This window comes from Bradyrhizobium sp. IC4059 (genome assembly GCF_020193615.1).
Lineage (GTDB): Bacteria > Pseudomonadota > Alphaproteobacteria > Rhizobiales > Xanthobacteraceae > Bradyrhizobium > Bradyrhizobium yuanmingense.
In genome coordinates, this window is record NZ_JADYVH010000008.1 from 210991 (window position 1) to 237695 (window position 26705).

The following is a 26705-nucleotide window of genomic DNA, read 5'->3' on the forward strand; positions in this document are numbered from 1 at the left end:
GTCAACCTCCTGGGGTCGTGTAGCTTAATACCAGCCCGTGCATGAGACGTGACCAGCCGTCGATCGTGACGAACAAAAAGAGCTTGAAGGGGACAGATATCACCGTGGGGGATACCATCGACATACCCATGGCCATCAAAATCGTCGTTACAATGAGATCGATCGTGATGAAGGGAAGATAGAGAAGAAAACCGATTTCGAATCCACGCTTGAGTTCGGAGATTAAAAACGACGGCACGAGAATCGCAAAATCATCTGCCGTGACGCTGCCGCGCATGTCCTCAGACCAGACGTGTTCCGTTGAGGACAGGAAGAAGCGGCGTTGCTCTTCATTCGTGAATTTCTTCAGATGAGCTCGGAGCGGCTCCTGTCCCTCCTTGGCGGCAGTCACCCAGTCATCGAAACTTTGGTAGCGAAGTTGCGGATCGGTAAGGCGGTTATAGGTCTGCTCGAAGACCGGAGCGCTGATGAAGACGGTCAGGATCAGTGCCGCTCCGTAGAGGACGATGTTCGGCGGTATCGATTGAGTCCCCAGCGCATTGCGCACGAGGAAGAGAACAACCGAGACCTTGATAAAGGCGGTCGTTGTCACGACAGCAAAGGCCAGCAGGCCAAGGCCGACGGTAATCGCAAGAAGCGCAAGGATGCTGGGTTGAACCTCAGTCATTAAGCGCCAACCTGCCGCGCAGCCTGACGGCCAGCTCGTCCCCGATCCGCACGATGTCGCCCCGGCCGATACGTTGGCCGTTGGCAAGGATATCAACCGGCCCATCCAGAGGCCGGCCAAGTTCGAACACGTGGCCTTCGTTGAGGGTTCGCAAGGTCCCCAAGGGCATCGGCCAGCGGCCACATTCGAATATGAGTGTGATCTCGATGCTGTCGATATCCGCCTCTGACGGAGGCTGCTGTTGCACCTGGTTTTGGGGCATCATATCTTCACTTGTTAGGGGGTGGGATCGCAAGCGGAATGGTCCTCGCAGCACCAGCCTGTCGCCGCCAATCTCTGCAGGGGCCCACAATCGGTCTGCAGCGAGAATAATCTGTCCTCGCGCGAGTGGAATTACGTCCGGGAGCAGCGCGTCGCCTTGCTCTGCTCGGCGAAGAACGCCCATCGCGACGCGAAGCGAACCGACTTGGCCTGCAACGATGACCGGGAGTTCGGAAGGCAGCTTGGCCGTCTGTCGCGGTAATCGGCCGAGCAGCTCGCCGAGGGCGGTGAAGGCCGGCGGAACGGGACCGTCAAGCGGTGAGAATAGAAGCAGCCGCGCCTTGCTGGCGAGCTCACCAAAGGCGACGTCAAATTCAAGATAAGGCCTCGTATTCGGCGCTTCCTCGGTGCGAACAAGCTGCAGATTGCGCTGCGTCATTCTTTCCAGCGGAGCAAGCAAGGGTTCCAGCGCAAGTTCCAGGACCAGCGAACGCGTCGGCTCAGAAGGTAAGGTAAGGCCATCCTGCACGGTCCCAATCAGCGCTTCCGCAAGCGCAACTGGCAAGGACAGGATCAGGGTTTCACCATTTACTTCGAAGACGCAATCAAGCATCGACGTCGCAGCCGGCTCCGCCTGCCAGACGGTTCGGCTCACGCGCACAGATAGCGGCTTCTCGCCGAGGAGGGTTTGCAGAGGCGCACGCAACGCTGCGATCTCGTTAAGCCACGAGGTCACGGCGTGCGAGAGGATCAGCGTCGGCGTGAAGGCTGCGCGTTCAGCCGGCCGATATGGCGCGGATGCGGCTTCCGCGTCGCAGGCCCCTAGCTCGCGCGGGAGAGGATCTGCAATCATGTTGGCTCACCTCCCGTCTGCCCTGATCGGCCTCGCCGGTAGCGGAGCAAGACTTCATCATCGGCTTCGATTTCGGCGGCAGCCTCGAAATGTGCATTCGTGATGCGCCGAACGTCGTAATCGATCTCACGCCATTTCTGGCTCGCCGCTGAACGCTTGGTCCAAACGGCTCGGGCCTCAAGAGCCGCAGCCTCAGCTTGCTCTTGGGCAGCACGGGCCTTGTCAAGAACGCACTGCGCCGCTGTGATCTCGTCTGTGAGTCGCCCGATGATGAGATGATAGCGTCGCTGCAGTTCGCATACAGATATCGCATCGGCCGCTAGCATCTCCCGATAGAGCTCCGCCTCGACCTTTGCGCGGCGCTCTTCGGCATGTGCAAGATGCTCGCACGCTTGTTGGACAGCTTGAATCGCGAGGTGGCGCTTGGCTTCCATGTTGGACAATTCACGAAGGGCGCTTCGTTCCCGCATGTCCTTTACCAGCCGCAGCTTTGAGGCGTGAACGGGACTTAGGCCGTCAGACGCGATATCCATGCGACCGTCTCCTCAAAGCTGCACGCCTCACCCTGCCCCTGGCGCAAAAAGGCCCGCAGCTGCTCGATCGAGGCGATTGCTCGATCGGTCAACGGATCAGAACCTTGCTTGTATTCACCGACCTTGATCAAAAACTCGGCCTCAGCGTAGCGTGAGAGCAGATCACGGAAGAAGGATGCCGCCTTGCGATGCGGCACCGACACGATCGCATCCATGACACGGCTGCGGCTAGACAGCACATCGATAGCCGGAAAATGCTCTCGAGAGGCCAGCGCGCGGGACAGAATAATGTGGCCATCAAGGATGCCGCGTGATTCTTCCGCTATTGGATCGCCCGTGCCATCACCCTCGACAAGCACCGTATAGAAGGCCGTAATGGAGCCATGCTCGCCCATGCCGGCGCGCTCCAACAAGCCCGGCAACAGCGCAAAAACGGAGGGCGGAAATCCGCGCCGGGTCGGCGGCTCTCCTGCGGCGAGGCCGATTTCACGCATGGCGCGGCTAAAGCGCGTCAAAGAATCCATCATCAAAACGACGCGAAGGCCCTGATCACGAAAATATTCCGCCAGTGCTGTCGCCATGTGGGCGCATTGGGCCCGCTCCATCGCCGAACGGTCGGAGGTCTCCACCACAACGACGGAACGGTGAAGGGCTTCGCCAAGATGACGTTCGATGAATTCACGCACCTCTCGACCGCGCTCACCGATCAGCGCAACGATGGTGACGTCGGCCGCCGCGCCTCTTACAATTTGCGACATCAGCGTCGACTTGCCGCAACCCGCATCACCATAGATTCCGATCCGCTGACCTTCTCCACATGTCAGAAGGCCATCCAGGACACGAACGCCTAGCGGGAACGGCTGTTCAATTCCGCGCCGTTTCATCGGATTGGGCGCCCTGCCGCGCAGCGGTCTGGCTTCGCCGGCTTTTATCGGGCCCTTGCCGTCGAGCGGTCGGCCAAAACTGTCGATGACGCGGCCGAGCAAACCGGGGCCGACAGCCACTTCCTGCATTCGCCCGGTCGTCACCACCTCCGCACGATTGGACAGCCCCACCATGTCCCCGATGGGCGTGAGTAACACCCCGTCCGGCAACAGGCCGATCACCTCCGCCTCGAGCGACCATCCGCTACGAGGATCCTGCAATAGGCATAGCTCTCCGACCCGGGCCTCCGGCAAGACGGCGTGCAGCAGCGTGCCCACCGCCCGCGTGATCCGGCCGCGGACGGCGCGTGTATCGATGTGCCTGGCGGAAGATCTCAAGGACGAGAGTGCGGCCTCTACACTTCCTTCTGCGGCCTCGGCATCATGGGTCGCTCGTTGCCCGGTCACGATTCAGCTTCCTCTGACAAGCCAAACCCGAGACGCAGCGCGCGCAGCTGCGCGGCAAGTCCAAGATCGACATTGCCAAACTCGCTCCACAAGACACATTGGTCCGCACTCAGGGCCGGATCCGCCTCAATCCTGACCTTCGGCCGGCCCTCAAGTCCGTCATAGTCCTTGAACTCACTGGCTAGCAGGTCGGCCTTCAGTGGGGAGACGTGGAGGCAAACCTCCGTGTTCTTATATCTTTGCTCGATGGCATGACGAACGCCGTGGACCAGCAGCTCACCCGGGTCAAACGCGCCAAGCAGATCGCGAACGATCTCGAAGACCAGTTGCGGCAATTCCCGCTCCAGAGCTGCCTTGCGCTGGGCCAGTTCACAAGTCGCCTGCGCAATCAGCCGCGCCATTTCCTCTGCGCCAGCCTTTGCACCCTCGGCGCGGCCCCGCGCCCTTTCCCGCTCATAAGCCTGGCGTGCCCACCCGCGCACCCGCTGCAGATGCCGCTCGGCAGCGGCTCGCGCCCGTACGGCATCGTGCCAGATCTCAAGCTGCGCAGCTGGGATCAGCGGTCCAAGTGGCCGAATCTGCGGGGCCGCGGGTGATGCGGGATCATCGGCCATCATGCTCCGGCAGCCTCTGCACGCAAATGCGCCACGACGAGGGAAAGCAGCGGGCCTGCTGCGCTACGGTGTTCAGCAGTCGGACTCTCGGCGGCCGTCCCAACAGGCAAGCGTAGAAGCACGCGGATACGACCAACCGATGAAGTCTCTTCGAGCCAGGCGCCGAGACAAGCGTGCCCGTCATATTCGATCTGTCGCGACAATTGCTCTGGATCGACGATCGGGGTCGTTGCGACGGCACTGGATAAATGCCGGACTGCGAAAGCATGCGATTCTGCACCGATCAACTCCACCAATATCGGCAGATCGTGCCTGGAAACCAGCTTGAGGATAGAGCGTGCATGCCAGATGCTGCCCGCGAGCAGCGCAGCCCGCCGCGGCTCATGCCCCAGGAGAGCATCTTCGTTCCAGTCGGCGCAGCTCACCTCGACCTTGCCGCCCAGCAGCAGTTCGGCGAGCCTTGGCTGCAGCCTGGAACTCTGCTGTAGCCGAGCCAACGTGGAAGGCGAAAGCAGCGGGTCAAGAAGCCCAGCAAAACGACCGGGATCGACCGAGGCAGCGAGCTCGCGCAGCCGATCGGCTGGGAGCGTGAACGAACGATTGGGTTTTGTGGATGACATTGATGCCGACATGAGCGTCCAGACTATGTCGCATCAGCAATCAACTTTTTGTCCGACTCCTGCTCAGCAGACACACGCGAGCCCCTACCAAACACGCTCAGGTTGCGCGATGATCGTCCAAACTGACGCATGCGCGGGCCCAGCAATACGCAAGATACGATGCCGAATAGCGCTCCGGCGCCTCCCACAGCAAGCGCAAGTAACGGGGCTGAGCCCGCTCTTGCTGACTGAGCCGCAGGAACTACCGGCGCGGCGGACTGCTCGATTGGAGCGCGCTCGACCGGCACGAAGACGACCGCGACCTTGTCATAGGACAGGCCTTCAATGCTGTTTGCGACGAGCATCTTGATCTGCGGCAACAGTGCCGAGAGCTTCGCGCTGGAGCCATGGCGAATGAAGACCGAGGCGGAGGACGGGGTCGCATCTTGTCGCAACAAGTCGTTCTTCGGCAGAACGACGTGGACGCGTGCTGAAAGGACGCCATCTATATCGCTGATCGTGCGCGACAATTCTTCGCTTAGAGCATAAACGTAACGTGCCCGCTCCTCGATCGGCGAGGCAACGAGGCCCGATCCCTTGAACACCTCGCCGAGATTCTTGAAGGATTGGCGCGGCAACCCCTCGACATTTAGCAGGTCAATCGAATAAGCGAGCTGCTTTTCCTCGACCTGGATTGTACTGGTCCCGTCCTTGGCGACAACACGGACAGCATCAACGCCCTTGCTAAGGAGAAGCGCGAGCATCTCATTAGCCTCGCGCTCCTGAATTTTGGTGTAGAGATCAGCCTTACAGCCGATCAGCGAGAGGAGAAGGGGCATCGCGAGACACATGCGAAGCCGCCGCCACGATTGACGGCCGCCACAGCTAGCCCTCTTCATATCGCCAGTCATCAGCTTACTCAGCCGGCCGATAGCAGCTTGTTTAGCGACGAGCTGACAGCGCTGGTGCCCTTAGAGACGAGGGAAACCTGAATAACGTCCCTGTATACGTCTCGCAGATTCGTCATCATCGACTCAAAATCGGCTCCAACCGGTTTAACATCCACATGTGCACCGACGTTATCCGTCTGCAAAAGCGGCTGCGTAGCCGGTCCAGGCTGCACATTAGTCACGGCAGCCGACGCAACCGCCGGAGGAACGGCGCGGCCCTGGTACATACTGGAAAGGGTTTGGAGGATTCGGTCACCCGGCGGACTTGCCAGCACATTCGTGCGCTGGACCTCCAATATCGGCGAAGCCGCTACGGGCCGATCCGCAGGCGGGAGAGCAGATCCCTGATTTGCAGATACTTGCGCTAGGGACTGCTCAAAGCCCGCCTGCTCGCCAGCAGCTGCGGGCGAGCAGGCACTGGAAAGACAGTCGGCAGAACTGGGAGAGATCGGCCCTGCGCCTAACAACATGGAATGAGTCATTGTGCTCGTGTGGTGAGACCTAGGCGTTAACCGATGAACCGATCAAGTTCATAGGCTGGCGAGCTGACGAAAACCTGACGGAGATCGGTCTGACTACGTCATCTAAAGATCACTTTTCGCTTTCAGAGCTAGGACCAAACTCCAACTTGATGATGAGCGGAAGGCGTCCGGGAATGCTCGCGCGATCCACGATCGTACATAATCTAAAAAGAATTCTTTGTGCCGGCGTTTTTGTCTGTATCGGGATAATGCGCTCGTCTGCTGCATCCCTTTCGCTGCCGTCCGCCCCTTATAGCTACACTGTTCTCGATCAGGATCTTCCTGCGGCGCTGCAGGAGTTCGGCAACAATCTCAATATCAGGGTCAATGTCAGCGCCGAGGTCAAGGGCCGGATTCGCGGACGAATGCCGGACCTGCCGCCACGAGAATTCCTTGATCGTTTGACTGCCCTGTACAATCTTCAGTGGTATTACGACGGGCTCGTCCTTTACATCTCCGCCGCCCACGAGGCGCAAAGCCGGCTCATCGTATTGAACCCGATCAGCTTCGATGCGTTCACCTCCGCCCTCCACGCGCTCAACATCTCGGATGAGCGCTATATCGTGAAACCGGCTCCGGGAGAGGGCCTCATCCTTGCTTCTGGCCCACCCCGATTTGTTGCGCTAGTGGACCAGACCCTTAAAGGCCTTGTGGCGGAAGCGCAGGCCCGGCGCGGCCCCGCCGCAGCCGAGAGGCCACAACGCGAGTCGGTTTTGATGTTGTTTCGCGGTTCCTCGAGCACGGTCTTGCGAGACGGGCGGCCGGAAGGTTCTCCCGAAACGCCGCACCATGAGGGCACTTTGCGCGAAACCGGTCCAGGCCAGAAGTGAGGTCGAAGATGCAAAACCGCGCCGAGCAAAGTCGGTCCGTCCGGCGTACGCCTATATTCATCCGATCGTCAGCTTTTCGAAAGCTACGGTCCCCAGCATGAGCCTGCGAGGTCTGGACGGCTGCCTTGCTTGGGGCAACCCTGATAGAGGGATCAGAGACCAGGCGCTCAAGGGAAATTAGGTAGTGCTGTCTTTGCAGGCGGCGCGAGTATTAAAAATCAATGTGGGCCTCCGCACGTGTGCTTCCGAGCTAGCCGAGGCTTCGCGTAACTCGATGCGCGTCATCAGTTGGAAGGAGGAACAGGGTGGATTTCAATGCAGTCGCCCCGGCGAATACGAGCCCGGAGCCCGACGCAGCACGGACGGCTTCAGATGCAACCGAATTCGACCGGCAGCTCAGCGACGCACAGGCTCCCGCTTTGGCGCAGGGCGTCGTCCATCCACTGCTGCAGGGCGAGGCTTATTCAGCCTATCTGGACGCGGGCCATCCCTACTCTCCATACTTTGATACCGGACACCTGTATCCGCCTTACGAAGATTTAGCGCATCCCCATTCGCCAGACTCGGGTTGGCAGGATAATCTAAATGCCGCGCCTGCGGCTGTCGCCGCGCCTGAGCCGGAAAACGGCGGGCAGCATCTCTCGCCGCAGACCATCGCTCAGGCGATCGAGGAACATCCCGGCTTCGATCAAGATCTGATATGGCAGAATCTGGATGTCGACCCGTCTGATGCCGAGCCACGGCACAGTGAGCCACAAGCGGGCCCATCGCATGCAGGACCATCGCACACCGCCCCTTTTCAGGGTGAGCCGTCGCACGCCGGCCCCTCCCATGCCCGGCCATTGCAGGCGGGACCAGCCCAACCTGGGTCTTCCGCAGCTCCGCCAGAACTTTCCGAGTTCCGTATGTGGGACGGACATCTCGCCAAGGACTATTGGGTGTTTACGCCTCAAACAGCCACCGGCGCTCAGATGGACATGCTGGAGCGCAGCGGAGTGAAGCCAAGCAAAGACAACCCGACAACAGTTTTCGCCATTCTCGGCGTGCCTCATACGGCCGAATGGAGAGAGGAGGACTTCATTCGTCTCACACCTTCGCTAGATCCGACCCTTTGGCCTGAAGAGGGAGGGCAAGACCAACCTCTAGATGCGGAAGGCCCGCCCATCCCCTAACGGCTGCAGCCGTGCAACGGAAGGGCGATCTCCGCGGGGCCGACAAAGACTCAGAGATCGCAGGACACCTGGTGAGAGGCGAGCTTGCCGGCGGGTATTCGCGGCCACCCTTCTCTTTTCCGGCCACTCCTAAGTGCCAGACCAGCTCGCGAGGGGTAGCGGCCAAATCAAAGACCGCGCGAGCCGAATGCGTGAAACAGTTCTCAATGGTCCGCTGAGAACACAATGGCCCGCGGAGAAGAACATCGCAATTTAGCTGCGAAATCAGGTCTGGCGCGCCGGACCCGCGAGTACGGTGCGATTTAAGAGCACCGCGAGACGATCATGCCGTCGAGACGAGGGTAAGGGCGTTCCGGATCAGGAGAGTCAGGGTATGACCGACCCCCTGAGCCCCTTCAACATCGAAGTGCTTGCTCTGCCACTTGTCCGCCGTTCCTTGGCGAACGATTGATCATTCGCAAGCCGAGGACTGTAGCATCCGGCGGTAACGGCCTGCTGATAACAGCTCTCAGTGACGTATGCCCGCGGATCATCCAAAGCATGATCATCAGAGATCGACGGATTGATCCGCGAAAACTCTGTTCGGCACCCCAAGGTCTCTCATCTCCTTTTTGCAGCCGGGCCAAAGCAGCCACTTGCACGCGATGGCCTGTTTCAGAAGCGGGCAAGGCGCACCTCCGTCGATAGCTTTTTAGCTCGTATCGTGAGACAGAGGCCAGCTCTCTACGGCAGCCGAGCGCAGATGCCCATCCGATCCACTGGCCCTCAGTCGCGCCTGGAGCCGGACCGATGCGCGCCGATGTTCCTGGAGACAACAGCGGCCGAATGATTCGAACCGGCACCGTCCTTTGCGCATCAAACTCCAAAGGCGCGGAGCCACCCGAGATCACTGAGCGCAGGAATCACAGCATTAATCCAGCCTCACTCTTCGTCAGCTTCTTGCAAGCTGTCCCTGCTAGAACGGCGGGAATAGGTCATCTCGCGGCGCCGCCGCTATCTGGGTTTTATGACATGGACACAGGCACAGCCGATATCGCAGCAACGGCGCCAGAAGCTGGCACAAACACCGACAACGCCGCGAACGGCGGCGACAACTCGCCCGCAGCATTGTTGCAGCGAGCCTTCGAAAAGGCTCTGGTTGCCGTCGCCACCCAGGTCATAAGCGATTCCCAGTCAGATATGGATGACGCTATGAGCGAGCTAGATGATGGGTGAAGGCCCGGATTATCAGACGCGCACAGGGAAGACTCTTCGGAAGGCAAGCCGAACCGAGAACGACCGGGCGAAGCAGCCGACTTGGCAAATCAGCCGCTAGACGCGTCTTAGGTGATCCTCCAGGTTGGCGGTGCGGCCGGTCGCAATCCGATCGCACTGGGAACTCTCGGAAGACGCCGCAGCGTCTAGCTTAGGCGGGCATACGCCACACTCTTCGATGCGGATTCATCGAGTGCTTTTCAGTCAGCAGGTTTCAAGCGGAACCAACCGCTTCCCCATTGATGATCAATTCCGTCAGTTGGCTGTCCTGGATCGGTTCTGCAGCCGCCCGCGAAACTGGGCGTCAGAGAGACCCTCTCTGAGATCATAAAGTCGGCAGCTTTGGCGCTCGCTGCGCGCATACCAGCACAGCTCCTGGACCGCTGAGACCAGCATCGAAAAATGTTGCGGGTACCTGATCAGTGAGGTCATGGCTGGTCTGTCGGTACGATTGGCGCCCAAGCTTAGACAGCCCCGATCGCGAGATGAGAGCGGCGATCCAGATCGATACGCCGCCGCACCTACTATCTTCATCTGCCTCGCCGAACACGAAAAGCGGGCGCTAACGCCCGCTTCAGTGACTTACCCGACAAGCTGAGAACGCTTCGCCAGGCTTGCGGCCAACTCAAGCGTCCGACGGTGTGCCTGGATTCTCATTGCTGTCGATGATCGCCTGGTTAACCTGGCGTCCAGACCGATCGACCCAGCCCGAGCCTGGTTGTTCATAAATCGTCTGGGCTCCATCCGAAGTCAGCTGATCAAGCGTACGGCCCGCATTTGACTGCGTCACCTTAAGGTTGTTCTTACCGTCGAAGCGGTCTCCAAGCCCTTCGACGACCATGGCATTGTCGCCGTTGGTAATGGTCAGCTTCGAGGCCATCGTTTTGCCGTTGCCGATATCAACGGTGTCGATGGTAATTTTCGTGCCGTCGTCGAGCTGGAAGGTCATGTTCTTTTTGAAGTCAAAATCGATCTTGCCGTCACCGTCGGCATCGACGTGGGGGTCGCCGTGGATCGCTGTGATCTTGCCCGTTTGATTGTTGCGAATGAGCACCGTTCCGTCACGTTCGTCCACCAGCATCGAATACTTATCACCAAGCTTGATCTCGGCCCTGCTGCCCCTGACCTCATGCGACCAGACTGGCGCCGGCTGAGACGACTGCGTCGGTGCCTGGGCGACCGCAACAGGCACCATCGCAAGAGGCGGCGGCGGCGGAGGAACGAAGAAGACGGGGGCGGTAGAGGCAGGCGCTGCGGTTGCATACTGGTAGTTACCAGGCCCGCGCCCTTGTTCGCCTGCATCGATGCTCGCCTGATTCACCGCGCGTCCGGCCCCATCGACCCAGCCTTGGCCACTCTCATGGATCGTTTGGGCACCATCGGACGTCAGCTCGTCAAGCGTCATACCAGCATTGGACTGCGTCACCCTTAGATTGTTTTTGCCATCCTTGTCGTCGCCGAGCCCCTCGACAACCATCGCGTTATGGCCGTTCGTAATGGTAAGCTTTGAAGAGATGGCCTCACCATTACCGTAGTCGACGTTATTGACAGTAATTTTCGTGCCGTCGTCGAGCTGAAACGTCATATCTTTTTTGAAATCGAAGTCATCTTTGCCGTCTCCGTCGGCATCAACGTGGGGATCACCATGAATTACCGTGACATGACCAGTCTGGTTGTTGCGAACTGTCCAGGTGCCATCCTTTTCATCGGCCGTAATCGTGTACTTGTCCCCAAGGTTGATCGTGGCCTTGCCATCCTTGACCTCATGCGTCCACACCGGATCCACAGCAGGCTCAGAATTTTGATTCAGCTGGCTCATCAGCATGGTGGGAGGAGGAGGCGCCATCATGTACGCTTGGGTCGTAACGACGGCTGGCGTCACGACGACGGGAACGGCGACCGAACTGACGAGGGCTGGTGAGGCTACCGGTAGGTACTGGTAGCTCGCCGGAGCATACTGTCCCAACAAGGCGTTGAAGGCGGGAGTGACAACCGCGCCTTCTGGCACCACTCCATTCATCGAGTCGGGCGCGCCCACCACCGGAAGACCGGCCACGGGAAGATACGGCATTTAGTTTACTCCTGTTGCATAGACGAAATCTGTAAAACTGCGAGCGCTACGCATAGTCAACCAAGGTACGCAGCTTCGATTTGCATGAGAACGCACCATTAGCTCATCCGAACGAACGACTGCTTCTCTTGCCAGAACCACCAGCCCTAATGAGATCTTCCTCTCGCCGCACCACGGTAACCGCACGATCACATCACGCGCATTTAACTCACAAAGACTGTAGCCCGAATACCTGTCGAAAAGCTGACGACGATGAGCGAGCGAAGCCGCACGCACTTTGACATCGATCGCATGTGCGAGACGCATCCTTCGCTAAGCTGTATCGCAAGCTTCAACGCTCCTGTCCGCAAGAATCGTCTGGTACCAGATGTGCCCCTATGTCTTCGCGATACGCCACGTCTGCGGTTATCAACGAGTCATCCATCCTCACCGAGCAATCAGCGCTCCCGCCGGTCGTGCACATCATCTGCGAGGAGCGATCCATCGGTTGAGCACGCGCGCGCACCAGGCTCTCCGGCATTAGGATCTTCGCGGAACCTGACTTTTCGCAAGCCGCCCATGTTAGCCAAGCGAGTCAAGCGCGGACTGAGACCCGCACAACTCTATGACCTTATCCCGCTTCCGCGCTCTATCCGGCAGGCCACGCGCCTGTGCAGGGTCCGCAAGGTAAACTCATTCCTGAACGCGCAGCTAAGCACCATCCAACCCGGCCTTGACCCAAGCCGATTATAGGCGGGGCTGGGAACGCCCGGGCGAGCCGGTGATTGCGAGCAGATGCAAGGCTGCCGCAAAAGATCAACCCACTCGCCTCAACATGAGACTCGTCAGCTTTTCGAAAGCTAGCGCCCCTAGCATGAGGCCGCTGAAATCTAGGCGAGCAGTCGTCTATTGAGCGCAACAAGACGAGGATAGGAGAATGCGATGATCGGAGAAATGATCGGAAGCGCTGCCGGCGGATACCTTGGCGGCCCTGCCGGAGCGGCCATTGGTTCGGCACTGGGCGGGACCGTGGACAAGGTCTTTGACAAGGTGGTCCACACCTTGGTGCCCGACGAGGGTAACTACTATAAGGCCGCAGACGACAAAGACGCCGGCGACAAGAGCGAGGTACAACCCAAGTCAGATACTCTCAGCAAGAGCCCGGAGCTGAACCTTGGGCTCAGCACGCTCGGCGGTACGCCCATGTTCCTTTCGATTCCTGCGATCATCTCGCCGGCCCACAACTCGTAACAAGTCAGAACCAAGGTTATCCTAACAGAAAGGTAAGTAGACATGGCAGTTGACAATGTTGGCGGAAATGGCGGCGCTGCTGGTGCCCAGCCGACGGGCGATACGGGCTTCCAGAACCAGATGGCTGAATTCGAGCGTGTTAGCCAGAAAGTTCAGGCCCAGGCCGTGGCAATGCGTCGAATCACGACCGAACTCTCGTCCGAGAAGAAGGTCGCCGACGAGCGCGTTCAGTAGTTCTGCAAGACGGGTGGCTCACCGCGTTGCTACCGTCGCCGCGCTGTGAATGACGAAATCTGGATGAGCCGTACGGCACTGCCGTACGGCTTCTCTCGTTATTCAGGAGGTTATCGTGAACGACTCTGTTTCGCTCGAGTTCGAGGTGCTTTCGGGGCTCTATACCGGGCTCAAGGGAAAGGCAGCGGGCGGCGAAAGCATTGTTGGCAGCGGCCTCGATGCCGACATGATCTTCGTTGAACAAGGGCTTGAACCGCATCACCTTCGGATCATCGCGCAGCGCGATTCGATCGAGGTCGAGGCGCTCGCCGCCAGTATCAGCATAGACGGCCTCGCGAGCATCACTTCAGGTGAGAGCGTCAGAGTGCCCCTACCCGCGGTCATTCATGCTGGCGCGATGTCCATCCGCTGGTCGACAGAGGATGTCCAGCCACTTGCTTCGAGCAAGCGCTCTCGCAGCTCGATCATCGCACTCAGCCTGGTTCTGCTCAGCTCTGTCGTGATCGGCACCGTCTCAATTATCCTCTCCCCCGGCGATAGAGCGGTGGTGCCAAGTACCCAGTCGTCGCGCGCCGTCGAGATTGCCACTAAGCCAACCGTCGATCATTTCGATCCGAGAGCTGCTGATGAAATGGCCCTATCGCTGCGGCAAGAAATCGAACGAGCGGGCCTTCTTGACGTTAAGATCGGGCGCGGCCCCGGCGTTGTGACCGCGGAAGGCACAATTGCGCCGAACCTCGTCGCAAAATGGAAAGAAATCCAGCAATGGTTCGATCGTCAAACCAACGGTACCACGACCCTTGTGAATGCTGTCACGGTGAAAGAGGAGAAGATGCCGTCTTCGATTGCTGTCCAAGCCGTCTGGCGCGGAAGCGAACCTTATCTGCTTATTGCCGGACAGAAGTATTTCGTCGGCGCGCTCTTAAGTAATGGATGGACCGTTGATCGAATTGAGGATGGACGTGTTCTGCTCAGTCGCAACGGCCGATCTGCCGCTTTGCCATACTAAGGTCTCTACCCTGCAAGAAAGAAGGAGAAGGCGATGGCTAGGCTGCCCCAGCACTCTGTAGGGCCCGGCACCTCATCGCAGGGATTAGATGCGGGCCAGCACGCACCGCTCATCGGCTCGCCTCCCTCGCGAGGTGATAAACTCGAAGTCGGAGGCGTCCATGCGGATAGCGGCACGAAGCGCGCGTCGTGGCGGGATGCGGTTTCGCATGATCTGCCAATTGATGGTGCGAGCGAAGCGGCGCTCGAGGTCAACTCCGTCGGCGCCATCCAGCGCGTCACTCTATTCGAAAGCGAAGCAGGAGCAAATGAGCTAGATCCGCGCGCGGTATTGGCTTCGCTCTATGGTCCCAATCTGTCCCGCGGACTACTCTCCTTCGTCGTTCCACGCCTCCGTCATCCGGACGTACTGCGCGCCGACAAGCATGGTGTTCTTCTGGAGCGCTTGACGCGAACGTTGGAGGCGACGCCGAATGACAAAACGGCGCGAGAATGTTTGGCAATCCTGCAGCAGGAACTACAGCGGCTATTAATGCTCCGGCAAAATCAAAACAGCTTAATCAAGGGCTAGCCATGGTCGATCCTGATGGATTGCAGCATGTGCCCGCTCCCCTGGAGCCAGAAGTCTCCAAATCCGGCGATATTCTGTCGATCTCCGGGCCGGAGCGCGACCTGCTTTGTGCGCTCTCGTATGTACATCTCGCGTGCGGGCAGAGCGCACAGAGTCTGGCTCTGTTGCGAATTGCAGCTCGCGAGCATTCCAACGACGTCGGTTTACTCCGCATCCTAGCTTACACGCTAATCTCCGAGGGCCTTGGCGACGAAGCACTCCACGTGTTGGACCGGCTGGACGCACTCGATACGCAACCCTCTTCCCGCATACCGATGACCCTGTTGCGCAGCCACGCCCTGCGTCACGCTGGCCGCATGCCCGAGGCTCGCGAGGTCTTCCAGCGCTATGTGTCACTGCGCGCGGGCAGGGCCCTCATCAAAAAGCAATAGGGATCTATCATGGCCAACGTCTTGCGTGACTTCATCGTGCGCGCTCCGGCCCACCCGGATTTCATGGTTGCCTTGATGCTGCTTCTGGCGATCGGCATGATGATCATGCCAATCCCAATCATCGTGATCGACATGCTGATCGGCTTCAATCTTGGGTTTGCCATATTGCTGCTGATGGTTGCCCTCTATCTCACCACACCGCTTGATTTTTCGTCCTTACCGGGCGTCATCCTGATCTCCACCGTATTCCGACTGGCGCTAACGATAGCAACAACGCGGCTGATCCTTGCCGAGGGCGACGCCGGCAGCATCATTCACACATTCGGCGACTTCGTCATTTCAGGGAATATCGCGGTCGGAATCGTCATATTCTTGATCGTGACCATGGTGCAATTCATGGTTCTTGCCAAGGGTGCCGAACGCGTCGCAGAGGTGTCTGCGCGCTTCACCCTTGACGCGCTACCAGGCAAACAGATGGCGATCGATGCGGAACTGCGCAACAGCCACATCGATCAGCACGAAGCACGTCGCCGACGTGCCGCCTTGGAGCAAGAGAGTCAACTTCATGGCGCGATGGATGGTGCCATGAAGTTCGTTAAGGGAGACGCGATCGCCGGGCTAATCGTGATCTGCATCAATATGCTGGGCGGAATCAGCATCGGTCTGCTCTCAAAAGGTATGTCGCTCGATGAGGCGCTGCATCAATATACGCTTTTGACGATCGGTGATGCGCTCATTTCGCAGATTCCGGCGTTGCTGCTGTCAATTACCGCTGCGACCATTGTCACGCGCGTCAACGGGCCCTCCAAGCTCAAACTCGGCGCCGATATCGTTCACCAACTTACCGCAAGTACGCAGGCGCTTAGGCTAGCCGCCTGCGTCTTGGTATTCATGGGGCTCGTTCCCGGCTTTCCTTTGCCCCCGTTTTTCGTGCTGGCCGTCCTGTTCGCTGCGGCAAGCTTCGTCAAGGTCGGCACCAAAGGCGACAAGCCTGCCGCTAAAATAGGAGCTAGCGTCGCTGCTTCGGCGCCGGCTCCCGCAGCGGCCCAGAAGCAGCCCGTACATACGGAAGCACTTCCGATCGCGTTGTTCCTTGCACCGAACCTGACGGATTCGATCGACAAAGACGAGCTGGAAGAGAGCATTTCGCGTGTTTCAAGGCTCGTCTCGGCGGACCTTGGCATCACCATTCCGCGCATCCCGGCCCAGATCGGCGAGAGCTTGTCCTCGTCGCAATTCAGAGTGGATGTCGATAGTGTGCCAGTTGAGCGCGATGTGATCAATCCCGGGCACCTGGTGCTCAACGACGATGTGGCCAACATCGAGTTGAGCGGCATCCCCTTTCAGCAAGACCCGGAAACGAATCGGGTCTGGATCGAGGAACGGCATGCAGCGGCCCTCAAGGCCGCCGGAATCGGATATCATCGGCTGAGCGAAGTTCTTGCCTTACGTCTCCATTCCACATTGACACGCTATGCACAGCGCCTGGTGGGTATCCAGGAAACCCGCCAATTGCTCGCCCGGATGGAGCAGGAATATCCTGACCTGGTGAAGGAGGTGCTGCGTACGGCCACCGTCCCTCGGATCGCCGAGGTCCTGCGCCGATTGCTCGATGAAGGCATTCCAATCCGCAATACCCGCTTGCTCCTGGAGGCATTGGCAGAATGGAGCGAGCGCGAGCAAAACGCCGTCCTGCTCACCGAATACGTTCGTGCTACCTTAAAGCGGCAAATCTGCTTTCGGTATGCGAACGCCCATCGCGTCGTGGTCGCCTTTATCATCGAGCGTGAGAGCGAGGAAATCATCCGCGGCGCAGTACGGGAAACTGCCGTCGGCCCATACCTCGTCTTGGATGAATGGCAGAGCGAAAAGCTGCTTGCACAATTTCGTCAGATCCATGCGACCATCGCGCAAAGTAAGAGCCAGCCTGTCGTCCTTGGGTCGATGGATATCCGGCGTTTCGTACGCGGTTTTCTCACGCGCAACGGGATCGACCTGCCTGTTCTATCGTATCAAGATCTCGCCTCCGACTTCACGGTTCAACCGATTGGATCCGTCAAGCTTCCAAAGGCGCCTTCCTCGCTTCTCACAGCTGCAAACTAAGAATGGGCAGCGCTTCCTCGTGAGTAACTTATGAGATCAAATAGAATCAGGCGCCGCCGGTATTTGTGCTGCGCCAGTCCAGGGCCGCGGCCGGCTCTGCTTGCGATGCTGGCTAGTGTGCTGCTCGCTGGCTGCGCTGCCGGGGATAAACATAGCCTTTCACCGCAGCAGACGTCCACATCTGACCTCGCACACAGCGAAGAGATCGACCCTGCGGTGCGCGAGCGCATTTCGCACGCGCTGGGCCGAGATCCTGATGAAGGGGCTCTGCGCGATGCATTGAAGCAACAGCCGAACAACATCGATGCGGCGATTCCTCTTGCGCGAGCCCTGCTGGCAGCCAACCGTCCGAATGATGCGCTCGAGGTGCTCGACGGCGTATTACTGGCAGCCCCTGGCGACCTGCGCGCATTGAATGCCAAAGCGGTTGTTCTCGATCACGAGGGCCGCCATCAGGAGGCCCAAGAACTATACCGCCAAGCTCTCGCAGCGGAACCCGCAAACCCGATGCTGCGCAACAATTTCGGACTGTCCCTCGCCCTTGAACGCAAGACGGAGGCCGGCGATGCCAGCCCAGCACCGCAGGCGGGCGGCCGGAACGCATTGGCTCGTTCAAGATAGCGTGGCGATAAAGAGCGGGGCGGAATAGCGAAGTGATGCTCAGCTTGCCGACAGCTCGGCTTACTATGACGCGGAACCTCAACCGGCGCAGCCCCCGTCGATACAAATGGAAAGTGTTATGTTTCAGCACACCGTCAATCTATCTAGTAGCGAACGTGCTTCCGAGCCCGATGAAATGAGAACGAGCGCGACCGATGACTCTTCCTCCTACAGGGATCGCCAAAGGTTCTCGGATGTATTCTCTACTCTGAATTTGGCGCCATCGATCTCCTCTCCTGATGCAAGTTCGCCGGCAGTTCCGCCATACGCGATGGTTGAAGAGCCGCCGGTCGTTGAAATCTCAAGATCTTCATTCGAGAGGAAGCTGGTGGACTTTTATGGAGCAGACATAGAGGATATTGCTGCTAATCCGCAGCGATACTCTCGCTGGGTGTCCCAAAAGGCTCAACGCACAGCGGACACTGCGTTTCGCTTCGGCATCAAGTCTATTTCGGAGAAAGCGCGATTTTTCAGCTATCAGCTCGGGAATAAGAGCGTCGGGCTTCTCAGAACGGAACCCGGAGGTCGCATGAGCGAGCTGTTCAAGGGCAACAATGATTGGCGCAAACAATTTCCTGGGCGAGATCAAATCACCTCAACGACAGCTTTCCGGGTTACCCATCCGCTCGTCGATAACGCGGGCGATATCTTGCTTGAACATCAGCTCCAGATCGACGGTAACGAACCGCTCGTTCTCTCCCACTCTTCCAATCCGGAAGCGAAAGCCCGCGCAGCAGCGTTGGGCTTTCTTGAGGTAAGTGACTCGATGATGGTGCTCGATCCCACCAAGCACGAGGACAAATGGAAGAACAAAGAAGGCAAATGGCAGCGAGCGGGTAAACCGCCTTTGTATCTTGCCGCGACTGAAGACAATAGCAGCAATGCCAAGTGTACCGAAAGTGTGGCAAAGCCCGCGAACGATCCGTATGATGATGATTATGACTTTATGTAGAGCGTACACGCACCACATGAAGAGCGATTGGCCAGATCGACTTTGGTGAGGTCAGGCTCGCACTGGATAACCTAATCCGCTCGACCGATAATCTACGCTATTCTGGCACCTTCGTCCTGGACTACTTCGGCGCAGTGTACTCCAAGGAGCTGCTCGCCGACTCCCAGCTCGCGGCCATGATAAATATTGTCAAGCTACTCATCTTCTAGAGCGAGATGTGTGATGGCGAGCCTGCCGGGTGTTGTGCCGACGTCATATCGCGCTCGATTGACCTGAAGTCTCCATTGGACGCGAAGTTCTCCTGACGCGTTGTGCGCAACGTTGTTCTGTGCCGTTGCGTACGCGAGTCCGGCGATTGGTCCGGTTTTTGCTCCACTGTTTGCCAAGACGAGGCGCGGCTCCCCGCCATGTCGGATTTTCTACCATAATGACCACTATGGAACGAAAGGCGATGCCATGAAGAACCGGCTTTCGGTCACCGGCAAGGCGGCAGGCACCGCCGCTGAAGCCTCGGAGTCGACGACGCGCACCGCCCCGGCGGTCGAGCGCATAACTGAGAATGGCACCGGCTTATACCTTCCTGACGAGGCTAGCGTCTCTGCCGGCACGGTCAAATCAGATCGACCAGCAAGCTTCACGCTCCAGAACGGCCTGCAGGTCGTCGTGATCCCGGATCATCGCACACCCGTCGTGACTCAGATGATTTGGTATAAGGTCGGTTCCGCGGACGAACCGCCTGGCAAATCGGGGCTCGCGCATTTCCTCGAACACCTGATGTTCAAGGGCACATCCAAACATCCGGCGGATGAGTTCCGCAAGGCCGTGCTGCGCGCCGGCGGCTATCAGAACGCCTTTACCGGATTCGACTTCACCAGCTACTTCCAGCACGTGCCTCGCGAGCACCTCGGCAAGATGATGGAATTTGAAGCCGACCGCATGACTGGTCTCATTCTCAACGACGAGGATGTGCTGTCCGAGCGCGACGTCGTGCTGGAGGAATTCAATATGCGCATCGCCAACCAACCAGGTGCCCGACTTGCTGAGCAGATGATGGCGGCGCTTTACCTCAACCACCCCTACGGCCACCCCATTATTGGATGGCGCCAGGAAATCGAAAAGCTTACCCGCGAGGACGCGCTTACCTTCTACAAGCGCTTCTATGCACCCAACAACGCGATCCTGATTGTCGCTGGCGACGTAACCACCAAGGAAATGCCCTCGCTGGTGAAGGAGACTTTTGGCGGCATCCCCGCGCAACCCTCGATTCCCCTGCAACGCCTGCGGCCGCAGGAGCCGACGCCGGCCGCGCAGCGCAGAGTGACGTTGGCCGATTCCCGCGTCGAGCAGCCAGCCCTGCACCGCTATTATCTCGTACCGCCGGCTCGCACCGCGGCCGCGGGGGAGGGTCCGGCGCTTGAGGTGCTCGAGCAGTTGATGGGCGGCGGTGTCAACTCATATCTCCATCTCTCGCTTGTCGTCGAAAAGCAGCTCGCGGTCACTGCCAAAGCGAGCTACCAATCTGCCGCACTCGACCCCTCGCGATTCGAGATTTCCGCCATACCAAAACCTGGCGTCCACCTCAGCCTGATCGAGCACTCCATCGACGAGGTAATCGCCGACATTGCCCGTAATCCCGTGAGCACCGAAGATCTGCAGCGGGCGAAGACGCGGCTGATTGCGCAAGTCACCTACGCCCAGGACAGTCAGGAAATGCTCGCGCACCGGTATGGCCGCGGCCTGACGACGGGACTGTGCATCGAGGATATTGAACGCTGGCCGGACGACATCCGCGCTGTCGGTGCACAGCAGGTGCACGAGGCCGTGCGGAAATGGCTCGACAAGAAACGAGCGGTGACCGGCTATCTCATCAAAGAGTCTACTCCACAACACTGGGAGAAGCCCTAGTGATTTATCCGATCCTTCTCGGCGGAGCGTCGCTCTCCCTCGCTATGCTCGCTTCGCCAAATTCGGTTGCCGCCGCGGGGTCACTTGGCCGACCCAGGATCAAGCGCCTAATTTCGTCTTGCGGTATAGAAGCCTGGTTCGTGCAAGATTCTACCGTCCCATTGATCACGATGGAATATGCCTTCACCGGCGGCGCGACTCAGGACCCCGCTCAAAAACCTGGCGTCGGTCACATGGTGTCTGGCCTGCTCAAGGAAGGTTCCGGCGACTTTGACTTCAAGACCTTTCATCAGCGGCTAGACCGTCGTGCCATTGAGTTGGGTTTTCATGTGACCCCTGATCACTTCCGCGGTGCCTTGCGCACACTCCACGACAACGCGGACGAGGCCTTCGAGCTTTTACGAACGGCGCTAACCTCGCCGCGTTTCGACTCGGCCGACGTCGAACGGACCCGTGCTAGTGTACTTGCGCGCCTTCGGCACGCCTCGACCGATCCTTCGTCTCTGGCTCATCGCAAGTTCCTCGAAGTCGCGTTTGGGGATCATCCTTATGCTCGCCCAGCCGAAGGCTCGCTGGAAAGCGTGCCGAAGATCGAGGTCGCGGATCTCAAGGGTTATGTCCGACGCGTGATCGCAAAAGACACGCTCAAAATCGCTGTTGTCGGCGACGTCGATCCAGCGGTCGTCTGCAAGCTGCTCGACAAGACCTTTGGCAGCCTGCCGAGCAACGCAGAAGCGATGCCGGTTGCCGAAGTCATCGCAGCAAAGCCGCCGCAACGGGTCTTCATTCGGTGCGATGTGCCGCAGACAGTTGTGACTTTTGGGGGTCCAGCCGTCCGTCGGAGCGAGCCGGATTTCATGGCCGCCTATATCGTCAACCACATCCTCGGCGACGCCGGCCTTACGTCCCGCCTGTTCCGCGAAGTCCGCGAGAAGCGCGGACTGGCCTATTTCGTCCGTGAGCACCTTGTCTGGTTGGACCATTCAGCCATGTTTCTCGGCAGCAGCGGGACCTGCGCCAATCGTGCCGGCGAAACGGTCGAAGAAATCGAGAAGCAGGTCCGCCATATCGCCGAGAAAGGACCTACTCAGCAGGAACTCGATGACGCAAAGTCCTACCTGAAGGGCTCGCAACAGGTGGCTCTCAACACATCATCAAAGCTTGCGCGAACGCTACTGCAGAATCAGCTTGACAAGCTGCCCATCGACTATTTCGAAAAGCAGCATGCCGTGGTCGATGCGGTGACGCTGGAAGACGCCAAGAGAGCAGCGCAGCGGCTGTGGGGCGAGGGTCTGCTCACCGTTATCGTCGGCCGCTCCTCGAAGGACGCCGCGCAGCGCACCACCATGCCATCGGGGACCACACCCCCGCCAGGCGCCGATCAGCTAGACGCCGGGCCGACAACGCCGCGCAATTAAACTTTCTAGCAGCGCCGGCCGCTTAGCAAGCGCATCGCTCTTGCGCGCAGAGTGCATCTAGCACCCGCCTTTAGCTCGTCGAGATATTCCGTCGTTAGGCAGCTACCATGCGGCCGCTCGAAGCCGCTTTTTGCGCAAACGAGTTTAAACAAGGCGACAATCCGGGTTGAATCTTCAGGTTAGCCAAAGTGGGCGCTTTAAAACCGGTGCGTACACTGTCTGCCGCTTCAAGTAAACGGCCAACGAGAGTACGCACCCGCCATGGCTATCGTTCATTCCACTAAGTCCTTCTCGATCCATAGGACGTCGCTCGGCGATCTCTGTGTCCAAGACAAAGATCGCCGTGCCGGCCACCAGACGCGCGCTTCTTTCGGACGTCCGATATCGCTTCCCCACCGATGCTGCGCCGTCCGCCGGCGCCCCGCTCCGGCTTCGATCTTGTTCTCCGTTGCCCGATAATCTCGCCGCAGAGCGATGCATGGTTGCTATTGCGTCACCAACGCGCTTCAGCCTTCGCGTATCCCGACATTCATCACCAGAGTGAGAGTGAGAGCTCGGTCGTTCAGGGTCATCTTTCAGGAATTAACCAGCCGCTACGCTCTCGGCCGAAGAGACGACCATCTAATCCAGCAGGGCTTTGTGGTCTGGCAAGCCATAGCCGCACCGCGTCGCATCGCCTTGACTTGCGCTTTCATCAAGCTTCGCAATCTGACGCTACGTTAGTTTCCGTCGCTTCATGAAAAGTAGATAGCGGCAGCGACGGCATCCATAGATTGCCTATGGCATCACAACGATCACCACAGGCGGACAGTTGATTCTTGGCCCGCGGTTCCAGCTGCCCACAAACCTCACGTAGATCACCAATACAAGTGATTACTTCCATTCTCAGGCCTGCATCATCGGACCACGTCACTCGCTTAATGTTGAAAACGTTTATCAGTTGCAGAGCTCCAGCATCGAAGGTTCATTGCCCCTTCTTTCTGCCATGATCGCGCCCAAAGCAGAGACGCGCCGATTGCGCACTTTGCGCGCGGCAATAGCGAGTGTCTCAGGAGATGTTTCTATGGTGAAGCCAGTTGTAATTGTGGTCGGCGCGGACAAGGGAGGAGTCGGCAAGACGACCGTATCACGAACGCTACTGGACTACTTCAGCGTCAACAACGTGCAAACACGCGCATTCGACACAGAGTCGCCCCGCGGAACGCTGAAGCGCTTTTATCCCGAGATCACTGAGATCGTCGACATGACCACGACGGCGGACCAGATGAAGATCTTCGATACCTTGAACTCAGGGCTATCCGTCACTGTCATCGATGCTCGAGCAGGACTACTGTCTTCTGCGTTAGCTTCCTTGCGCGACATCGGCTTTCTGGACTCGGCACGGTCTGGCCAGATCACATTTGCCGTGTTCCACATCCTGGGATCATCCATCGCTTCGCTAGACGAGATCGCGGAAACCGCGACTTTCATGAGCGGCGCAAAGTACTACCTCGTCAAGAACTTCATCAACGACACTCAATTCTTCCAGTGGGATCAAGCGACTTATAATTCCTATTTTCACCGCATCAAACATGCGACTGAGCTGACCATACCGAAGCTCAACGAGATGGCCTATGAGCAGGTGGAAGTCGCATCCGTCCCATTCATAGACTTCGTGGCAAACAAGGGACGGAACGATGAACCCGCGCACAACTCCTTCGTGCTGCGCGGCTATGTCCGGCACTGGCTGGCAAATGTCTGGAGCGAATTCGATCGCATCAACTTGACGGAATTGGCGGGGGCCAAGTCCGCTACCCGGGCCGGCGAAAAGTAGCGTCATATCCGGCGAGCTCCGGTCGGGCCTACGTACGGAACGAAATTGATCTGCTGGCTATGTTAGCGACCCCCATCTACATCATCTGCTCTCCTAGCCCGCAGGTCGGTAAAACCCTCATCGCTCGGGCTATGAGCGAGTTCTTGCTGCTGAAAAACGGCGCAACGCTATCGTTCGATGTGAACTTGAAAGAGCCGTCATTGCTCGACTACCTCCCCAACATCACGGAGACCGCGGATGTGATCGACACTTACGGCAAGATGCAGCTGATGGACCCTCTGATCATCCACGATCGGGTACCCAAGGTAATTGACCTCGGCTTTCACGCCTTCGACGAATTCTTCAAGATGTGCGAGGAGATAGGCTTCATGAAGGAGACGGCGCGCTGCTATGTCGCCCCTATCATCCTCTTCGTCGCGGGCGCAGACCGCATCTCCTTTCGCGGTTATGAAATGCTGCGGCGGCGAATTCCGCCGGCGTCGCTGGTCACCGTCCACAATGAATTCGTGCTGCGCGGCGAATTACCGGAAGCGATGGATCACGAGCGGGTGATTCGGATTCCCGCACTTCCGCTGTTCCTCAAACGATATATAGACCGGCTTAGCTTTTCCTTCACTGGATATCTGCGCAACGAGAAGGACTGGTCCACCGAGCTGCATCAATGGATCCGACGGAATTACAGCCTGTTTCGCGATCTGGATTCGAGTGTGACGCAGCGAAGGTCCGATCGTCGGCGGGGAACGGATGTCGATAGCCTACGTTGCACAAGGGCCACTTGAAAGTTCGCTCTGATCACCATCTATTCGTCCGGCCTATGAGTGGTGGTTGACCGCTGACTTCAATGACGTCCGCAACGCGAACGCATGAATTGCGGTATACGACTGTTCGCTTGGATCTCCATCCTTACGATCCTCCGCACAGACAGCGCGAAGGGCAGTTGACGGCAGCTCATTCGCCAATGGCTGATCCAGACAGCCCGTCCTCGAAAGAAGCGGTCACAGCCTTTTTGTGAGGGGCTAGGCCGATCGACGAGGTCTTCCTTCGGGAGGCCCTCATAGCTTTAGGTCGAATTTGCCGAGCACCTGATGCACGACCGCGCCTTTGATCTCGCGGGCGTTTTGGCGACCACATTGCGCAGTTGCTTATCGCGCGTGACCACCGCTGTTGAGAACTCAACGACGTTGCTGGCGCGATCGCTTTCGCCTAGCGCCCTCGTGAGGCTGGTTCGAAAGGACATAAGACTCCCAAGCTTTCACCGCAGCGCTCGTGCCGCTCGCGCGCTGGCGTTCACCCAGCGTTTTCCTTGGAAAAGGCGCGGCTAGGCTGGGTAGACACATTCTATTGCCCGCATCGTACTTGATGATGGCCGGTCAGGCGGCCCGTGCCGACATCGAAATGGCTTTCCTGGCCATCGCCCCCGCAGGCGGGAAAACTGGAAATCAACAGGTCGTCGTCGTGATGTCCACTTGCGATGGGACGTCAACGCCTGCCAAGCGGGCCTTTATCTTTTACGCATCAACAACGCTACAACCTGGTGCAGCGCGGGATTCGAGCTATTCACTCGCTCTTCTGAGGCGTGCACAGCGGATGTCGATGTCAATGACCGTCTGTGGAATGCTCAATTGGCTCGACACTGCGTCCATCGACATTTCGCGTTGTATTACCACGATCGCAACCGCGTCCGCTTCTTTGATTGGCTGGCGCGTGCCGTGGATCGCAGTCAGGCTGGTTTGCCTTCCTCACAATCGTTCTCATGGCTTTCCCATGTTGTTGGTAAGGTCCACCTCGCCCATAGATTATTTATCGAATAAGTGATTGTGAATGCCTATAGCAGGCCGGATCTACTTAACTGCCCGTCGGCCAACCGATCTTGTGGAGCGCTGAAATTGTGCAGGACAGACGATCGGGACGCCGTTAAACCGCGAAACTCTGCCGCGATTTGTTGTCACACGTGCGGTGTCGGGTGATATTGATTGGTAAGAGTTGCACACATCTTGCTCGCCGCCTCCGGGGACAAACGGGCGGAAAGTCGTAAGTCCTCGGCTGAACTATTCGGCAGAAATGCGGAGCCAAGCAACGGCCGCTCAGACGATCGTCATGCTTGATACTCCAGGAACGAATATCTGTGATGACTTCGATTGATGATACATTAAATGAGATCAGATGGTTGCGAAACGAAATCTGGCGTTGCCGTCGATTACTTGGCACTGAACTGCCTGGCGCGCAGCGGGAGGCCGTTGAGAAGCGTCTGCATGAACAGCTTTCTGCCTTTGAGAGACTTCTGTCGACGGCGTTCCCATTAGCCCTGAGCTCTAAAGTGTATTCGGTCAAGAGCACCACGATCGGGCGAAGCGACTCCCCTGAAGCGCGCATCGAGAACGCCGCAATGGCATCAAGCGGTTGCCTCGGGAAGTCGATCAGTGGCTAACAAAAGAGGTTTTCCTAGCTCACTCTATTACTCGAGCCCGGCAGTACAACCCAAGGTCGTTCCAAGCTGAGACTCTAAGGGAAACGGCAATGAAGCAAACGTCCAACGCTAATATTCCGGCGAATCTTTTGCCTGTCACTACCGCTTAGCCACCTGCCCAAAAACACCTGGTCGCCGACCACAACGGTATATCGGTGAGGAGTACGGATTTTCTGCGCATGTCTGGCCATTCCCTCCTCACCTGACGCACTTGTCCTTCGGGACCGTTACAGCGAACCCATAGCAACGTCATGTAA

At 58.4% G+C, this 26705-nt stretch carries 26 protein-coding genes; 17 read left to right on the forward strand and 9 right to left on the reverse strand.

Annotated features, from left to right (window positions below; translation table 11 throughout):
• Position 1: 1 nt before the first annotated feature.
• From sctR to I6F12_RS25035, 8 genes are read right to left on the reverse strand one after another with little or no spacing between them, the layout of a single operon-like run.
• Positions 2-667: a type III secretion system export apparatus subunit SctR gene (sctR, locus tag I6F12_RS25000; RefSeq protein ID WP_036014825.1), complete on the reverse strand. Its 666-nt coding sequence runs from the start codon at positions 665-667 to the stop codon at positions 2-4.
• The gene (sctQ, locus tag I6F12_RS25005) at positions 660-1781 is read right to left on the reverse strand and encodes a type III secretion system cytoplasmic ring protein SctQ (RefSeq protein WP_036014828.1); all 1122 of its coding nucleotides are present in this window, start codon (positions 1779-1781) and stop codon (positions 660-662) included. The genes sctR and sctQ overlap by 8 nt, the downstream gene beginning before the upstream one ends.
• On the reverse strand, positions 1778-2314 hold the full coding sequence (locus I6F12_RS25010; RefSeq protein WP_036014830.1) for a hypothetical protein: 537 nt from the start codon (positions 2312-2314) through the stop codon (positions 1778-1780). The genes sctQ and I6F12_RS25010 overlap by 4 nt, the downstream gene beginning before the upstream one ends.
• Positions 2290-3645, reverse strand: a complete 1356-nt coding sequence (gene sctN, locus I6F12_RS25015) for a type III secretion system ATPase SctN (protein WP_036014832.1) — start codon at positions 3643-3645, stop codon at positions 2290-2292. The genes I6F12_RS25010 and sctN overlap by 25 nt, the downstream gene beginning before the upstream one ends.
• Positions 3642-4262, reverse strand: a complete 621-nt coding sequence (sctL, locus tag I6F12_RS25020) for a type III secretion system stator protein SctL (protein WP_036014835.1) — start codon at positions 4260-4262, stop codon at positions 3642-3644. Before sctL ends, sctN begins: the two co-directional genes overlap by 4 nt.
• Positions 4259-4891, reverse strand: coding sequence for a hypothetical protein (locus I6F12_RS25025; RefSeq protein WP_036014837.1), 633 nt, complete (start codon positions 4889-4891; stop codon positions 4259-4261). The genes sctL and I6F12_RS25025 overlap by 4 nt, the downstream gene beginning before the upstream one ends.
• An 11-nt stretch (positions 4892-4902) precedes the next feature.
• On the reverse strand, positions 4903-5769 hold the full coding sequence (gene sctJ / locus I6F12_RS25030) for a type III secretion inner membrane ring lipoprotein SctJ (protein WP_275970535.1): 867 nt from the start codon (positions 5767-5769) through the stop codon (positions 4903-4905).
• A gap of 8 nt (positions 5770-5777) precedes the next feature.
• Entirely contained in the window at positions 5778-6290 is a 513-nt protein-coding gene (locus I6F12_RS25035; protein ID WP_345944185.1) for a nodulation protein NolB, read from the reverse strand.
• A 173-nt stretch (positions 6291-6463) separates the two neighbouring features.
• Between I6F12_RS25035 and I6F12_RS25040 the strand changes: the two genes are divergently transcribed.
• From I6F12_RS25040 to I6F12_RS25050, 3 genes are all read left to right on the forward strand, one after another.
• Positions 6464-7159, forward strand: a complete 696-nt coding sequence (locus I6F12_RS25040; protein ID WP_225157470.1) for a nodulation protein NolW — start codon at positions 6464-6466, stop codon at positions 7157-7159.
• A gap of 305 nt (positions 7160-7464) precedes the next feature.
• Positions 7465-8331, forward strand: a complete 867-nt coding sequence (locus tag I6F12_RS25045) for a hypothetical protein (protein WP_225124633.1) — start codon at positions 7465-7467, stop codon at positions 8329-8331.
• A 789-nt stretch (positions 8332-9120) separates the two neighbouring features.
• Positions 9121-9546: a hypothetical protein gene (locus I6F12_RS25050; RefSeq protein ID WP_225114932.1), complete on the forward strand. Its 426-nt coding sequence runs from the start codon at positions 9121-9123 to the stop codon at positions 9544-9546.
• Between the two features lie 664 nt (positions 9547-10210).
• Here the strand turns inward: I6F12_RS25050 and I6F12_RS25055 are convergent.
• Complete coding sequence (locus I6F12_RS25055) at positions 10211-11656, reverse strand: DUF1521 domain-containing protein (protein ID WP_225124634.1); 1446 nt, start codon at positions 11654-11656, stop codon at positions 10211-10213.
• A 921-nt stretch (positions 11657-12577) separates the two neighbouring features.
• On the opposite strand from I6F12_RS25055, the gene I6F12_RS25060 reads away from it, so the two are divergent.
• From I6F12_RS25060 to I6F12_RS25125, 14 genes are all read left to right on the forward strand, one after another.
• A complete protein-coding gene (locus tag I6F12_RS25060) occupies positions 12578-12886 on the forward strand; it encodes a hypothetical protein (RefSeq protein WP_225124635.1) in 309 nt (102 codons plus the stop codon).
• A 42-nt stretch (positions 12887-12928) separates the two neighbouring features.
• Positions 12929-13120, forward strand: coding sequence for a hypothetical protein (locus tag I6F12_RS25065; protein WP_036014847.1), 192 nt, complete (start codon positions 12929-12931; stop codon positions 13118-13120).
• A 115-nt stretch (positions 13121-13235) separates the two neighbouring features.
• The gene (locus I6F12_RS25070; RefSeq protein ID WP_225124636.1) at positions 13236-14129 is read left to right on the forward strand and encodes an FHA domain-containing protein; all 894 of its coding nucleotides are present in this window, start codon (positions 13236-13238) and stop codon (positions 14127-14129) included.
• A 33-nt stretch (positions 14130-14162) separates the two neighbouring features.
• Entirely contained in the window at positions 14163-14699 is a 537-nt protein-coding gene (locus tag I6F12_RS25075; protein WP_225124637.1) for a hypothetical protein, read from the forward strand.
• A gap of 2 nt (positions 14700-14701) precedes the next feature.
• Positions 14702-15130, forward strand: coding sequence for a hypothetical protein (locus I6F12_RS25080; RefSeq protein ID WP_225136083.1), 429 nt, complete (start codon positions 14702-14704; stop codon positions 15128-15130).
• 9 nt (positions 15131-15139) lie between these two features.
• A complete protein-coding gene (sctV, locus tag I6F12_RS25085; RefSeq protein WP_225124639.1) occupies positions 15140-17233 on the forward strand; it encodes a type III secretion system export apparatus subunit SctV in 2094 nt (697 codons plus the stop codon).
• A 117-nt stretch (positions 17234-17350) separates the two neighbouring features.
• On the forward strand, positions 17351-17854 hold the full coding sequence (locus tag I6F12_RS25090; RefSeq protein WP_225124640.1) for a tetratricopeptide repeat protein: 504 nt from the start codon (positions 17351-17353) through the stop codon (positions 17852-17854).
• A gap of 118 nt (positions 17855-17972) precedes the next feature.
• Complete coding sequence (locus I6F12_RS25095) at positions 17973-18845, forward strand: Effector protein NopP (protein WP_225124641.1); 873 nt, start codon at positions 17973-17975, stop codon at positions 18843-18845.
• Between the two features lie 456 nt (positions 18846-19301).
• Positions 19302-20750 carry a pitrilysin family protein gene (locus I6F12_RS25100; protein ID WP_225157471.1) on the forward strand — a complete coding sequence of 483 codons (1449 nt, stop codon included), beginning with the start codon at positions 19302-19304 and terminating at the stop codon, positions 20748-20750.
• A gap of 44 nt (positions 20751-20794) precedes the next feature.
• Complete coding sequence (locus tag I6F12_RS25105) at positions 20795-22168, forward strand: pitrilysin family protein (protein ID WP_225136148.1); 1374 nt, start codon at positions 20795-20797, stop codon at positions 22166-22168.
• 1063 nt (positions 22169-23231) lie between these two features.
• Positions 23232-23981 (forward strand): hypothetical protein, encoded by a 750-nt coding sequence (locus I6F12_RS25110; protein WP_036014946.1) that lies wholly within the window; start codon positions 23232-23234, stop codon positions 23979-23981.
• Positions 23982-24040: 59 nt separating this feature from the next.
• Positions 24041-24760 (forward strand): hypothetical protein, encoded by a 720-nt coding sequence (locus I6F12_RS25115; protein ID WP_036014859.1) that lies wholly within the window; start codon positions 24041-24043, stop codon positions 24758-24760.
• A 580-nt stretch (positions 24761-25340) separates the two neighbouring features.
• A complete protein-coding gene (locus I6F12_RS25120; protein ID WP_225157472.1) occupies positions 25341-25796 on the forward strand; it encodes a hypothetical protein in 456 nt (151 codons plus the stop codon).
• A 313-nt stretch (positions 25797-26109) separates the two neighbouring features.
• Entirely contained in the window at positions 26110-26409 is a 300-nt protein-coding gene (locus I6F12_RS25125) for a hypothetical protein (RefSeq protein ID WP_225124644.1), read from the forward strand.
• The last annotated feature ends 296 nt before the right edge of the window (positions 26410-26705 follow it).